General features: G+C 60.3%; 13 protein-coding genes. 6 read left to right on the forward strand and 7 right to left on the reverse strand.

All coding sequences use genetic code 11. The features are described from left to right. Positions 1-114: 114 nt before the first annotated feature. Together ACLGGT_RS02930 and ACLGGT_RS02935 are read left to right on the forward strand one after the other, a co-directional pair. Positions 115-717, forward strand: coding sequence for an ImuA family protein (locus ACLGGT_RS02930; RefSeq protein ID WP_437195008.1), 603 nt, complete (start codon positions 115-117; stop codon positions 715-717). A 34-nt stretch (positions 718-751) separates the two neighbouring features. Beyond that, complete coding sequence (locus ACLGGT_RS02935) at positions 752-1,309, forward strand: YceI family protein (RefSeq protein ID WP_008279136.1); 558 nt, start codon at positions 752-754, stop codon at positions 1,307-1,309. A 281-nt stretch (positions 1,310-1,590) separates the two neighbouring features. Here ACLGGT_RS02935 and ACLGGT_RS02940 read toward each other — a convergent pair whose 3' ends face one another. After that, positions 1,591-2,301 (reverse strand): hypothetical protein, encoded by a 711-nt coding sequence (locus tag ACLGGT_RS02940; protein ID WP_437195009.1) that lies wholly within the window; start codon positions 2,299-2,301, stop codon positions 1,591-1,593. A 427-nt stretch (positions 2,302-2,728) separates the two neighbouring features. Here ACLGGT_RS02940 and ACLGGT_RS02945 point away from each other — a divergent pair, with 427 nt between their 5' ends. Beyond that, positions 2,729-3,964 carry an MFS transporter gene (locus ACLGGT_RS02945; protein WP_008279138.1) on the forward strand — a complete coding sequence of 412 codons (1,236 nt, stop codon included), beginning with the start codon at positions 2,729-2,731 and terminating at the stop codon, positions 3,962-3,964. A gap of 55 nt (positions 3,965-4,019) precedes the next feature. Further along, a complete protein-coding gene (metG, locus tag ACLGGT_RS02950; protein ID WP_437195010.1) occupies positions 4,020-5,738 on the forward strand; it encodes a methionine--tRNA ligase in 1,719 nt (572 codons plus the stop codon). A 67-nt stretch (positions 5,739-5,805) separates the two neighbouring features. On the opposite strand, the gene ACLGGT_RS02955 is transcribed toward metG, so the two are convergent. Then, the gene (locus ACLGGT_RS02955) at positions 5,806-6,042 is read right to left on the reverse strand and encodes a YdcH family protein (protein ID WP_375552999.1); all 237 of its coding nucleotides are present in this window, start codon (positions 6,040-6,042) and stop codon (positions 5,806-5,808) included. Between the two features lie 108 nt (positions 6,043-6,150). Then, positions 6,151-6,957 (reverse strand): pseudouridine synthase, encoded by an 807-nt coding sequence (locus ACLGGT_RS02960; RefSeq protein ID WP_008279142.1) that lies wholly within the window; start codon positions 6,955-6,957, stop codon positions 6,151-6,153. 62 nt (positions 6,958-7,019) lie between these two features. Between ACLGGT_RS02960 and ACLGGT_RS02965 the strand changes: the two genes are divergently transcribed. Next, the gene (locus ACLGGT_RS02965; RefSeq protein ID WP_008279143.1) at positions 7,020-7,481 is read left to right on the forward strand and encodes a nucleoside deaminase; all 462 of its coding nucleotides are present in this window, start codon (positions 7,020-7,022) and stop codon (positions 7,479-7,481) included. Here the strand turns inward: ACLGGT_RS02965 and ACLGGT_RS02970 are convergent. From ACLGGT_RS02970 to ACLGGT_RS02985, 4 genes are all read right to left on the reverse strand, one after another. Then, a complete protein-coding gene (locus ACLGGT_RS02970; protein WP_008279144.1) occupies positions 7,473-8,438 on the reverse strand; it encodes a LysR family transcriptional regulator in 966 nt (321 codons plus the stop codon). The genes ACLGGT_RS02965 and ACLGGT_RS02970 overlap by 9 nt on opposite strands. A 6-nt stretch (positions 8,439-8,444) precedes the next feature. After that, entirely contained in the window at positions 8,445-9,002 is a 558-nt protein-coding gene (gene phaR / locus ACLGGT_RS02975) for a polyhydroxyalkanoate synthesis repressor PhaR (RefSeq protein ID WP_008279145.1), read from the reverse strand. Between the two features lie 138 nt (positions 9,003-9,140). After that, positions 9,141-9,590, reverse strand: a complete 450-nt coding sequence (locus ACLGGT_RS02980; protein WP_008279146.1) for a hypothetical protein — start codon at positions 9,588-9,590, stop codon at positions 9,141-9,143. A gap of 140 nt (positions 9,591-9,730) precedes the next feature. Continuing rightward, positions 9,731-11,533 (reverse strand): PHA/PHB synthase family protein, encoded by a 1,803-nt coding sequence (locus ACLGGT_RS02985; protein WP_437195011.1) that lies wholly within the window; start codon positions 11,531-11,533, stop codon positions 9,731-9,733. 108 nt (positions 11,534-11,641) lie between these two features. On the opposite strand from ACLGGT_RS02985, the gene phaZ reads away from it, so the two are divergent. Continuing rightward, complete coding sequence (gene phaZ / locus ACLGGT_RS02990) at positions 11,642-12,916, forward strand: polyhydroxyalkanoate depolymerase (protein WP_037296657.1); 1,275 nt, start codon at positions 11,642-11,644, stop codon at positions 12,914-12,916. Positions 12,917-12,948 lie beyond the last annotated feature (32 nt).

Raw genomic sequence — 12,948 nt, forward strand, 5'->3', positions numbered from 1 at the left:
CTTAGCCTTTTGCTGAGCTCTCGTCTGCCCCCCTCACGGGACACAGACGCTGATCTGTATAATGCTATTCGCACCCCGATTGAGAACATTTAGCGAACAAGCTATTCTCTGTCCATGACGATTCCACTTCTCGCCCGTGACAGCCATCGCCCCGCCCTCCGCCTTCTGGGCGCGCTTGACCTGCCGCTCACCCGCCTGCACGAATGCACCGGCCCCGCCCGCCACAGCTTTGCGATGCTCCTCATCGGTGCTCTGCGCGGCCCCGTGCTCTGGATTGCCCCCGCATGGGCACGCGACCACCTCAACCCCGATGGCATCAGCCCCCTCACCGGGGCCGAGAACGGGCCAGAGCGCCTGATCTTCGTCGCACCAGAGCGGCGCGAGGATCTCTTGTGGTGCATGGAAGAGGCGCTGCGCAGCGGCGCGGCCCCGCTCATCATCGCCGACCTGCCAGAGCCACCCGCCCTCACCCCGGTGCGCCGCCTGCATCTCGCCGCCGAAGAGGGGGCGGCACGTGGCCACAACCGCCCCTTGGGTCTGATCCTGACACCGGGCGATGGGGGCGCACCCGGCGTGGAAACCCGCTGGCACATGGCCCCTGCCCATACGCCCGGCACCGACCGCTGGCACCTCACCCGCCGCCGCGCCCGCACAGCGCCCCCCGCTGAATGGCACCTCACTGGCCGCCCCGGCGCATGGGCCCTCAAGCAAACGTGACATCCACTGCCCCGCGCCGCGCGTATCTTACCTTATGATCCGACGCCTCGCCCTCACCCTCTGCCTCATCGCCACGCAGGCCGCCGCCGCCCCCGAGCGCTACCGCCTCGACACGGCCACCTCCACCGTGGGCTTCACCTATGACGCCGCCATCGGCAACAATCGTGGCACAATGCCGATCACATCGGCGGATATGCGGATTGATCTGGGCAATCTCGGCGCGAGCCGGGTCGACGTCACCCTCGACGCCACCGGCACTCGCGCGGGCTTCTTCTTCGCCACAGAGGCGATGAAAGGACCAGACCTGCTCGACACCGCCCGCCATCCCAGCATTACCTTCCGCTCGACAGCAATCACCGGCACCCTGCAAAAGGCCCAGATCACCGGCCTCTTGACCGTGCGCGGCGTGACCCACCCCGTCACCCTCACCGGCGGCCTCTACCGCCAAGCCAAGACCGACCCCAAGGACCTCTCCCACCTCACAATCCTCCTCACCGGCACCCTGAACCGCCACAGCTTCGGCGCAAGCGGCTATGCCAACCTCGTCGGCCCAGAGATCGGGTTGAGGATCGTGGCGCAGGTGGAGAGGTAGGGAGGGAGCATAGGTTCTTTTCGAAAACTGACTGCTCTCAGCCCGGGGACGGTCACGACTTTCGATGCGAATTTGCGACAGCCGACCTTCGCTGCGCGCGTCGCGAACTGGTAAGATGCGGACAAAGTGTGAATTCGCAGCGCTTGCACCAACGACTGCTTTTGGAAAATCGCTAACCCATGTGCTGTACGAGCCCGCTATAATGATAACTGGCATCGGACAGCTTTCACCAATCGGTAGTCAGTGCCCAGCCCATATAATTTCACTGGTTAAGCAGACCGCTATGCAGGGAGTGGTCCAGGTCCTTCCGGTCCATCGGGACCCTTTACCAAATAAACACTTACAAATCGTCCAAGTCGATTAACGTAACCGATTTTCTCCGAACCGTCTTTGTTGATCCGATAGCGCAGCTTTTTAATGGAAAAAGTTCGGCCGCCGATAGAAATTTCCGCATCGCTACCTTTTAGTTGGAGGGTTGAGTCTTTCTTTGCCAGCTTTTGCAGAACCTTCCACATGGCATCCACTTCATAGGCGCGAACTTCTGCGACCAGCTGCCGAACATTGATTGTTTCCAATCCACCTTTCGCACGCTCTTCATTCAGCTTCTTCATAGTGCGGCGAGTGAATACCGCACAAAGCGCCAGTGCGATTGCGCCAACGCCCATCAACGACCATCCAACAGCGGTGAAACCAAGGAAAGTCGCAGCTGGGGCAATACCCATCCAGGATGCAACGCTTCCAAGTCCAACGGCTGTAAGAGCCGTCCCCAGTCCCGCAGCCGCCGATGCACCAAAGCCTGCCAGAACGCCAGACGCAGCAGCAATACCAGCGGTGGAGACCAGTCCTATGCTTGTAAACAGGGTAGTGTTCCCAAGTATTAATGCGCCCACCCATGTGGTCGAAAGAGTCCCGGCTAAGTACCCTGAACCCGCATAAGCAATCCAAGCGCCAGAGGAATGAAGAACGGGAATGGCAAGCAGCGGCAAGGGCATTGGGTAATCTCCAGCGAATAAAACTGTGGCTTAGGATAGACGCATCCGCCTGCGCTTTCAACTTTTTGCGATTGCGTTGTTAACCCATTTACGACTGCTCACTGAATAATGCAGTCGCAGCGTGAGCACCACCGAGACCGGGAGCTCTGGGCTCTTTCCAGACCTTCCCCGCAGGCTACCCGAAAGGCCGCTATCGGGAAACGGCACCACCTTTGCATATCCCGTTTCCCGCGCCTTGCTGTCATTCGCATGGACTTCAAACACAGATCAGACACGCGTCCCTCCAAGTGGCCCCACTCCAACCGTCCCCCCAAAATCTGGTGATTCCCCCACCTCACCCCCCATTCGCACCCCCCTGCCCGAAACCGACGCGGGATGTCGAAAACATCTGGTCCGCCACCCCACGTCCTGCCATGGTAGCCCCACCATGCGCCTGCTCATTTCCTTCGCCGCCCTCTTTCTCTCGGTCGTGCTCCTGCAACTCTCGACAGGCGGCGTGGGTCCACTTGATGCGCTCTCAGGTCTGGCACTGGATTTCACCACGGCACAGATCGGACTCCTCGGCTCGGCGCATTTCGTGGGTTTCTTCATCGGTTGCTGGTTCGCCCCCCGCCTGATGGGCACCATCGGGCATAGCCGCGCCTTCGCCGCCTTCACCTCGGCGGGGGCCATCGGCCTTCTGGCACATATGCTGGTGATCGACCCCTACGCCTGGGCGCTGATGCGCGTGGCCTCTGGCCTCTGCGTGGCGGGCTGTTACACGGTGATCGAGGCTTGGCTTCAGGCCAAGGTCACGAATGAAACACGCGGGCGCGCCATGGGCATTTACCGTGTGGTGGACATGGGCGCATCTCTCGCCGCCCAATTGCTGATTTCTGTTTTAGCACCGGCCTCTTACGTCTCTTACAACCTTCTGGCGCTCCTGTGCTGTGCTGCGCTTTTGCCGCTCACCCTGTCGCGCCTGCGCGAACCCGAAACGCCAGACGCCCCCCGCCTGCGCCCCATGCTGCTCATCGCCTGCTCGCCACTGGCGGCGGCGGGCGTGCTGGTCGCGGCCCTCTCCAGTGCCTCGTTCCGCATGGTCGGCCCCTTGTACGGCCAGCAGGTGGGCCTTGCCGTCGACCAGATCGCAGGCTTTCTTGCGGTCTTTGTTTTGGGCGGCGCGGTCGCGCAATACCCGGTCGGCTGGCTCGCGGATCGCTATGACCGCCGCTGGGTCCTGATCGGACTCTCAGTAGCGGCGATCCTATCCTCGGTCGCAACCGCCATGACCGAAAATCTCGACACCTTCGGTATCCTGATGACCGCCTTCTTCTTTGGCATGACCACCTTTCCCATCTATTCGGTCAGTGCCGCCCACGCCCATGACTTCGCCGAGGCGCATGAACGTGTGGAACTTTCCGCCGCCCTCATGTTCTTTTTCGCCGTGGGCGCCATCGCGGCCCCCCTCATGGCCTCCACCCTGATCGAGGCCTACGGCCCCCCCGCCATGTTCGTGATGATCGCCGCTGGTCACGCCCTCCTTGTCGTCTTTGGCCTTGTTCGCATGCGCGCCCGCCCAGTCGCCGAACGCCGCACCGCCTATGTCTGGTCGCCGCGCACCTCCTTCCTGATCGGTCGCCTCACCGGGCGCAGCCGCGACAAAGACGGGAACGAACGCTAGAACTGCCTGCAAAACCAAGCTAAACGGGGCCAAACCGTCAAGGAACAGGCGCGATATGGCACGGCATCTCATCACCTCGGCGATCCCCTACATCAACGGGATCAAGCACCTCGGCAATCTCGTGGGCTCGCAACTTCCCGCCGATCTCTTTGCCCGCTACTGCCGCGCCCGCGGCCACGAGGTGCTGTTTCTCTGCGCCACAGACGAGCATGGCACCCCCGCTGAATTGGCAGCCGCCAAGGCAGGCCAGCCAGTCGCGGACTATTGCGCCGAAATGCACGCCGTTCAGGCCGAAATCGCGCGCGGTTTTCGCCTCAGCTTTGACCATTTCGGGCGCTCCTCCTCATCCCAGAACCGCCGCCTGACCCAGAATTTCGCCAAGCGCCTGCATGATCAGGGGCTGATCCGCGAAGTCTCGGAAACGCAGATGTATTCGCCCACCGACGGGCGCTACCTGCCTGACCGCTATATCGAGGGCACCTGCCCAAATTGCGGCTACGAGAGCGCGCGGGGCGACCAATGCGACAACTGCACCAAGCAGCTTGACCCGGTCGATCTGATCAACCCGCGCTCAGCGGTGTCGGGCGCCACCGATCTCGAGATGCGCGAGACCAAGCATCTCTACCTGCGCCAGTCACAGATGAAAGACGAGCTTGAGGCTTGGATTGACAGCAAGACCGACTGGCCAATCCTCACCACCTCCATTGCCAAGAAATGGCTCAATGACGGCGATGGCTTGCAGGATCGGGGCATCACCCGCGATCTTGACTGGGGCATTCCGGTGCAGTTCGACGACGCCCCGTGGCAGGGGATGGACGGCAAGGTTTTCTACGTTTGGTTCGATGCCCCGATCGAATACATCGCCTGTGGGGCCGAATGGGCCGAGGCGCATGGGCTTGAGGCCTCCGCTTGGGAACGCTGGTGGCGCACCGACAAGGGGGCTGACGATGTCCGCTATACGCAATTCATGGGCAAGGACAATGTGCCCTTCCACACGCTCAGCTTTCCCGCCACGATCCTGGGTTCCGCAGAGCCGTGGAAGCTGGTCGACTACATCAAATCCTTCAACTACCTCAACTACGACGGTGGCCAGTTCAGCACGTCGCGCGGGCGCGGCGTCTTCATGGATCAGGCGCTCGAAATCCTGCCCGCCGATTACTGGCGCTGGTGGTTGCTCAGCCATGCGCCCGAAAGCTCGGACAGCGAGTTTACATGGGAGAATTTTCAGGCATCGGTGAACAAGGACCTTGCCGACGTTCTGGGCAATTTCGTGTCCCGCGTGACCAAATTCTGCCGCTCGAAATTCGGCGAGGTGGTGCCAACGGGCGGCGCTTATGGCGCGCAGGAAACAGCGCTGATCGAGCGGCTCACAACCCGCATCCGCGAATATGAAGCCCATATGCAGGCGATGGAGGTGCGCAAATCCGCAAGCGCCTTGCGCGCCATCTGGGTTGAGGGCAACGAGTACCTGCAAGAAGCAGCCCCTTGGTCTACCTTCAAAGCAGACCCCGAGCGCGCCGCCATGCAAACGCGCCTCGCGCTCAACCTCATCCGCCTTTACGCCGTCCTCAGCGCGCCCTTCATCCCCGATGCCGCCGCCGCCATGCTGACCGCGATGCAGACGGATGATGACAATTGGCCCGACGATGTGCCTGCCGCCCTCGAAATGCTCGGCCCCAACCACGCCTTCACAACCCCCGATGTGCTCTTTTCCAAGATTACCGACGAGGCCCGCGAAGATTGGCAAACCCGGTTTTCGGGGATACGCACCTAAGCCGCGAAAAGCAAAACGCGCAAGACGGGCCCACCGCCTTGCGCGCTATCTTCACCGAAGTGCCGTCTCAGGCCGTCAGCATCCGGTATAGCTCATCCTTGAGCGCCGCGCGCTTCTTGCGCATCTCGACTTCGGTCAGCTCCTCCACCGGTTCGACCAGCGTTTCGGCCCGGTGAACCGCTCGGTTCAGCGCGTGATATTCCTCGGCCAACTTGGCAAAATGCGCATCCGACTGCTTGAGTTCGCTGATCTTGTCAACCAGTTGCGGAAATTCTTCCAGCAGTTCGTGGGGGGTGTTGGACATCGCGCATCTCTCCTTCTTGATTGCTCGCCCCTGACCCTAGGCGTCAAGAGCCGACCGATCCTTGATCCGGATCAACACAGCGAATAACGCAATCCTCTTGGAGCGTTCTCAGCGCCGCCGTCGCTGTGGCTTGGGGCGGGCGGGCTTGGCGGGTTCGGCCTCGGGCTCTTGCGGCATGCCCAACTGATCACGCATCACGCGCGGCCGAATCTCTTCCACCGCACCGGGCTTCAACTGACCCAGTTGAAACGGGCCATAGGACAGCCGGATCAGCCGGTTCACAACCAGCCCCACCGCCTCCATCGCACGCCTGATTTCACGGTTCTTGCCCTCACGAATGGCCACCGTGATCCACGCATTGGCCCCCTGCTGGCGATCAAGACTGACGATCATCGGCTGAAACGCCTCGCCATCCACCACCAACCCTTTGCGCAATGGCTCAAAACTGGCATCCGTGGGCCGTCCATTCACCCGCACCCGGTAACGGCGCAGCCAGCCGGTCGAAGGCAGTTCAAGCTTGCGCTTCAACTCGCCGTCATTGGTCAAGAGCAGCAGCCCTTCGGAATTGAGGTCAAGCCGACCCACACTCATCACGCGCGGCATGTCCTCGGGAAGATCGTCATAGATCGTGCGGCGCCCCTTTTCATCGCGCGTCGTCGTCACAAGGCCCGTGGGCTTGTGATACAGCCAAAGCCGCGCCGGCTCTGCTGCCTCAAGCGCGCGCCCGTTCACCACCACCTTGTCAGCGGGGGTGACATTAAGCGCAGCGCGCAGCACCTTTTGCCCGTTGACCGTGACGCGCCCCTCTTCGATCAATCGCTCAGCCTCGCGGCGGCTGGCAATCCCGGCGCGGGCGATGACTTTGGCGATACGCTCGCCCTCGGGGGGCTTTTTCTCTGGGGTTTTGTTGTTCATGCGCCGCGCATAGCGCAATTGCAGCGCTTGCGAAAGCGTCTTGCACGCGGCACAAGCGGCACATGACATTTCGCAGCTATATGGATATCGCTCTCGACGAGGCCCGCGCCGCCGCCGCGCGGGGCGAGGTGCCAGTGGGCGCTGTCATTGTCACCCCGTCAGGTGCCATTGCGGCACGTGCAGGCAATCGCACCCGCGAATTGAGCGATCCAACCGCCCATGCCGAAATACTGGCTATTCGCGCCGCCTGCGCCGCCCTTGGCTCGGAACGTCTGCCGGGGCATGATCTCTACGTGACACTCGAGCCCTGCGCCATGTGCGCCAGTGCCATCGCAGCCACCCGCATTGCCCGGCTCTATTACGGTGCCGCCGATCCGAAATCTGGCGGCGTGGCCATGGGCGCGCGGGTGTTCAGCCATCCGCAATGCCACCATGTGCCCGAAATCTATGACGGCATCGCCGCGACAGAGGCTGAGACCCTGCTCAAGACCTTCTTTCGCGACCGCCGCAGCGGCTCAGAATAGCGACAGACCGTCACCCAGAAACGGATGCCGCGCCACAATTGGCGTGACAATCGTATCGCGCAGAATGGGTTTCAGCTTTTCCGCCAAGGTCGCGGGCATGTCCTGCAAAATCCCCTTGCGGGCCGTCACGCTGATCGTGCGTGTCAGAGGAGCCATCGGCAATTCGAACACATCAATCTGATCGGCAAAGCGCCGCGCCCGCATCAGCGCCAAAGGCGTCAGGATCGACCACCCCGCCCCCTGCCCCACAAGGGCCAGAATGGAATGATAGCTGTCCAACTCAAACCGGTGTGGAATACTTAGATTCTGCCGCGCCAGATGGGACGATATCAGCCGCCCCATATAATGCCGCTGCGTATACTGAATGAGCGGCAGGCGTTTAAGCTGCCGCAAAACATCGCGCTCGGGTCGGATCACGCCACGCGGGGCCACCACGGCAAAGCCTTCGCGCAGCACAGGGTGCACCTCTACCCAATCCGCCTCACCGCCCAGTTCCGCCGCAACGATCACGTCCAGCGCGCGCGCATCAAGCTGATCATAAAGATGATGGCTGGCCCCCGTCTCCAGCAGAAACTGACAGCCTTTCAACTCACCCGCCATATGGGTCAAAAGCTGCGGCGTCACATCCGCCTCCAGATCCTCGATCATTCCCAGCCGGAACCGCGTCAGCGTCGACAGATGCGACATCGCCAACTCTGCCCGCGCCTGCGCCGCCTCGTTGAGAATGGCCAAGGCACGCCGATGCATGATCTCACCCGCAGGCGTCAGGCGGATGGGCCGCGCGTTGCGCTGCAACAGCGTGGCCCCCACCGCCCCTTCGAGATTGGTCAACTGCTGGCTCACCGCCGAAGGGCTTGCCCCCAACCGCCGCGCCGCAGCGGAAATAGAGCGCTCATCAGCCGCCGCCATGAACACTTCGATCCCCCACAGGGTTATCCGCCCCGGGCTCTCAACCATGTCGGCTTATTTGCCCAGCTTCGACAGTTTGTCCTGCAATTCGGCGAGCTGTTTCTTGATGTCATCCAGCCCCTCCTTGCTCTCACCTGCGGGCGTTTCGGACTGGGGCGCACTTGTGCCCATGCCCTTGAACCCACCTGTCATCGCTTTCATAAAGGCCTCTTGCTGCGCGCGCATCGCCTCCATGCCCGGCATCGAAGCCAGAGGATTCGCCTTGGTCATATTCTCAAGGATCTTGGATTGCCCGTCGCGCAGCATCTCGAAACTGGCGGCAAGAAACTCGGGCACAACGCTGGTCGCCTGCGTTGTATAGCTGCGCACCAGATCATTCAGCACATTGATCGGCAGCACGCTTTCACCCCGGCTTTCGTGTTCGGCAATGATCTGAAGAAGGTATTGCCGTGTCAGATCATCCCCGGATTTGAGGTCGATGATCTGCACCTCACGCCCTTCCCGGATGAATTCCGAGATATCCTCAAGGGTCACGTAATCGGATGTCTCGGTATTGTAGAGCCGCCTGCTGGCGTAGCGTTTGATCAGCAGCGGTTTTTTGGAGTCGGCCAAGGGGTATCCTCCCGGAGAATGCAGCGCTGCAGCACAGCTTAGACACAAGCGCCACAAAAAGAAAGGGCGAGCCGCATGGCTCGCCCTTCGCAGTCCATACCCCTCAAGGGAGGGGATCAGGGTATGGGTCTGCTAACCTTACTTGGCCGCTGCGGTTGCCTTCTGGGTCGCTGCGGTCACGTCGTCTGCGGCTTTCTTGACAACCTTGGTGGCGTCTTCCTGCATGGTCTTGCCAGCAGCAAGCATCAGCTCAACGGTTTCCATCTGAACTTTCTTTGCCACTTCGGCAAAGGCTGCCATGTTCTCGGCGGCCACTTCGGCATTGGCCGATGCGAAATCGGTCATCGCCTTGGCGTAATCAGCGGGCTCAGCTTTGGCTTTGGACATTTCGCTCAGCTTGGCGAGCGTGTCTTTGGTCCACTTGTTCGAAATCTCGGCCGACTTCTCGGCAGCGGTCAGAGCCACACCCGAGAGCTTCTCGCTCAGGGTTGCTTGGTTCTTGAACGCGTCTTCCAGAGCTTTGGTGTCAACCGGGAATGTGCCCATGACATCTTTGAACATCGCGGTGAAATCTTGTGCTTTTGCCATTGGTTCGGTCCTTTCGGCTAGGGCGGATCAGTCCGCCGGTTCTGTAACTGCACTTAGATATACATGCTGCACTGCAGCATTTCAAGCTTTTTCTGCACTGCAGCATTTTCACCGGGAGCTTAATAAAAAAGCGTAAAAGATCAAAGCGTTGCCTTTTTACGCACATAGGTGCCAGGGGCCGGGGCCAATGCCGGATGCTCCGAATCGCCCGGTTCACGTGCCGAAATCATCTTGCCAGATCGCTTGGCCAACCACGATTCCCACCGCGGCCACCACGATCCGGCGGTATATTCCGCCCCTTCCATCCACGCCTCGGCATCGGCGCTCAGATCCGGATTGGTGTAATGGCCATACTTCTTCTTGGTGGGCGGATTTACAATTCCGGCGATATGGCCCGACTCCGAAACAATGAATGTCCGGTCCTTGGCCCCCGTCTGCTGGAACCCGCGATAGCAATCTTTCCACGCGGCGATGTGATCGGTCTCGCAGGTGATCGACATCAGCGGCACTTTGACATCGCGGATATGCAACCGCTCGCCGCAAATCTCGAATCCATCGGTGACAAAGTTGTTGCCCTGACACAGACCACGCAAATATTGCACCGTCATCTTGCCCGGCAGGTTCGCCCCATCGCCATTCCAATACAGCAGATCAAACGCGGGCGGGGCCTCGCCCATCATATAGCTGCGCACGGCGGGCTGATAAATCAGATCACGCGACCGCAGAAAAGACATGGTCCGCCCCATGATAAAGGATCGCAGCACGCCCTGCTGTGTCACCTCATCCTCGATCCCGTCGATGAAATCATCCTGCAGGAAGGGCGTAAATTCCCCCTGCTCCGAAAAATCCGTGAGCGCGGTAAAGAACGTCGCGGACTTGACCGACTTATCCCCGCGCTTGGCCATCAACGCCAGCGTCATATGCAGGGTGGTGCCCGCGATGCAGTAGCCGACGGCGTTCACCTCTTTTTGGCCCGTGATCGCCTTGGCCTCGCGAATCGCAGTCAGAAAGCCCTCTTCGATATAATCTTCCATGCCCACCTCGGCATGGCTCGTATCGGCATTCACCCAACTCACGACAAACAGCGTGTAACCCTGATCAACCACCCATTTGATCATGCTGTTGTCAGGCTTGAGATCGAGAATGTAGAATTTGTTGATCCACGGCGGAAAGATCACAACCGGAATCTCATGCACCTGTTCGGTCGTGGGGCTGTATTGGATCAGCTCCATCATGCGGTTGCGGTAAACAACCTCGCCCTGCGTGGTGCCGATATTCTCGCCCAGCTTGAACGCCTTGTCATCGGCCAGCCGCACCACCAATTCGCCGCTGTTGGCCTCTAGGTCCGCAATCAGGTTTTCCAGCCCCTTGACCAGGCTTTCGCCCTCGGTCGCCACGGCCCGTTCCAGAGCATCGGGATTGGTGCCCAGAAAATTGGTGGGCGACATCATGTCGATAATCTGATGCGCGAAATAATCCAGCCGCCGCTTATCCTTGGGCGGCAGGTCCTCGACATCGCCCACCGCATTTTCGATGGCCTGTGCGTTCAGCGCGTATTGCTGTTTGATGTAACGGAAATAGGGGTGCGTGTTCCACAGCGGGTTGGAAAACCGCTTGTCGCCCGCCAAGGGATCGGGCTCTGCTTCCTCTGCCACCGGTTCGCCCCGCAGCATGACCTGCTGCGCCTCTAGAAAATGGCGCACCGACTTGCCCCAATATTCCAGCTGCTGCTCATAGATCTTGCCGGGATTCTCAACCGCCTCGGCCCAATAGGATTTTGCCGCCTTGGCAAAAAGCTCTTGATTGGGGCCGTTCAAAGTGGGGTTGGCAGGATTACGCGCAGCAAGTGCTTGAATCAGCCGCTGAGAAAGTTGCTCGACCTTGGCAAGGTTCTCGTTGAGTTTTTCCAGATTCTGCCATGCGACATCGTCTTGCGTTGCCATTTTGACTATTTCCCCTTAACATTTTCTGCTATGCAGCATAGCGTCATATTGATCGGAGGGGATCATACGACGAGCAAACCGGGCCACCCGCCCGAACAGGAGACGAACATGCGCTACATGGCCACATACGACCTGATGGAATCCCTCCGAAATACCAATCAATGGCTGGGTGCCTCCGCCCTCTCACTCGCATCCTATCCGCTTTTCAGTATGGTGCCAAACCCTGCTTTGCAATGGATGGCAGCTTGGGGTGAAGTAACAGAACGCAGCTTCAAGCGTATGGTGTCCAAGCCTGACTGGGGCATTCGCACCTTTACCCATGAGGATGGCCGCGATCACCTCGTGAACATTGAAACCGTCGTTTCGCGCCCTTTTGGCGATCTCATCCACTTCAACGTCTCGGGCCGCCCGGAACAACCGCGCAAGATCTTGCTGGTCGCGCCGATGTCGGGCCATTACGCCACGCTTCTGCGCTCGACGGTGAAATCGCTCATCGTGAATTGCGAGGTCTATGTCACCGACTGGCATAACGCGCGCGATATTCCCGTGTCCGAAGGCAAATTCGATATCGAGGATTACACCCTTTATCTTGTCGATTTCATGAAGGCACTGGGCCCAGACGTCAATGTGATCGCCGTCTGCCAGCCCGCGCCGCTGACACTGGCCGCCACCGCCTATTTGGCGGAACTGGACCCAGACGCACAGCCCAGCACGCTGACCTTGATCGGCGGGCCGATCAACCCCGATGCCACCCCGACCGATGTGACAGACTTTGGCCGCCGCGTCACCATGGGCCAGCTAGAGGAAACCATGATCCAACGGGTCGGGTTCAAGTATAAAGGCGTCGGCCGTCAGGTGTATCCTGGCCTGCTGCAACTTGCCTCGTTCATGTCAATGAATGCCGAACGCCACTCCACGGCCTTTTCGGATCAGATCATGCGTGTCGCGGGCGGCGAAGCCTCTGACAACGACGCCCACAACCGCTTTTACGATGAATATCTGGCCGTGATGGACATGACCGCCGAATTCTACCTCTCCACGGTAGAGCGTATTTTCAAAGGCTTGGAAATCGCGCAAAACCGGTTTGTCGTGAACGGGCACAAGGTGGATTTGGGCAAGATCACCCGCGTCGCGGTCAAGACCGTCGAAGGCGGCAAGGATGACATCTCGGCCCCCGGTCAATGCGTCGCGGCGCTGGATCTGTGCACCGGCCTGCCCGACAGCCTCAAGGCCAGCTATTTGGAACCCGAGGCCGGGCATTACGGCATCTTCGCGGGCCGCTCCTGGCGCAACAACATCCGGCCCTTGGTGCTCGATTTCATCGACGCCAACGCGCGCAAAGATCCCAAGCCGGCGAATAAGAACGCCCGCGCAACCGGCTGAAACATCAGGCGGCGGGTTCACCCGCCGCCACT

The organism is Roseovarius sp. MS2, from assembly GCF_051447875.1.
Lineage (GTDB): Bacteria > Pseudomonadota > Alphaproteobacteria > Rhodobacterales > Rhodobacteraceae > Roseovarius > Roseovarius mucosus_A.

Bases quoted from the DNA above. Each gene is read 5' to 3' on its own strand.
- ACLGGT_RS02930 (WP_437195008.1), top strand. From the start codon at position 115: ATGACGATTCCACTTCTCGCCCGTGACAGCCATCGCCCCGCCCTCCGC.
- ACLGGT_RS02935 (WP_008279136.1), top strand. From the start codon at position 752: ATGATCCGACGCCTCGCCCTCACCCTCTGCCTCATCGCCACGCAGGCC.
- ACLGGT_RS02940 (WP_437195009.1), bottom strand. From the start codon at position 2,301: ATGCCCTTGCCGCTGCTTGCCATTCCCGTTCTTCATTCCTCTGGCGCT.
- ACLGGT_RS02945 (WP_008279138.1), top strand. From the start codon at position 2,729: ATGCGCCTGCTCATTTCCTTCGCCGCCCTCTTTCTCTCGGTCGTGCTC.
- metG (WP_437195010.1), top strand. From the start codon at position 4,020: ATGGCACGGCATCTCATCACCTCGGCGATCCCCTACATCAACGGGATC.
- ACLGGT_RS02955 (WP_375552999.1), bottom strand. From the start codon at position 6,042: ATGTCCAACACCCCCCACGAACTGCTGGAAGAATTTCCGCAACTGGTT.
- ACLGGT_RS02960 (WP_008279142.1), bottom strand. From the start codon at position 6,957: ATGAACAACAAAACCCCAGAGAAAAAGCCCCCCGAGGGCGAGCGTATC.
- ACLGGT_RS02965 (WP_008279143.1), top strand. From the start codon at position 7,020: ATGACATTTCGCAGCTATATGGATATCGCTCTCGACGAGGCCCGCGCC.
- ACLGGT_RS02970 (WP_008279144.1), bottom strand. From the start codon at position 8,438: ATGGTTGAGAGCCCGGGGCGGATAACCCTGTGGGGGATCGAAGTGTTC.
- ACLGGT_RS02980 (WP_008279146.1), bottom strand. From the start codon at position 9,590: ATGGCAAAAGCACAAGATTTCACCGCGATGTTCAAAGATGTCATGGGC.
- ACLGGT_RS02985 (WP_437195011.1), bottom strand. From the start codon at position 11,533: ATGGCAACGCAAGACGATGTCGCATGGCAGAATCTGGAAAAACTCAAC.
- phaZ (WP_037296657.1), top strand. From the start codon at position 11,642: ATGCGCTACATGGCCACATACGACCTGATGGAATCCCTCCGAAATACC.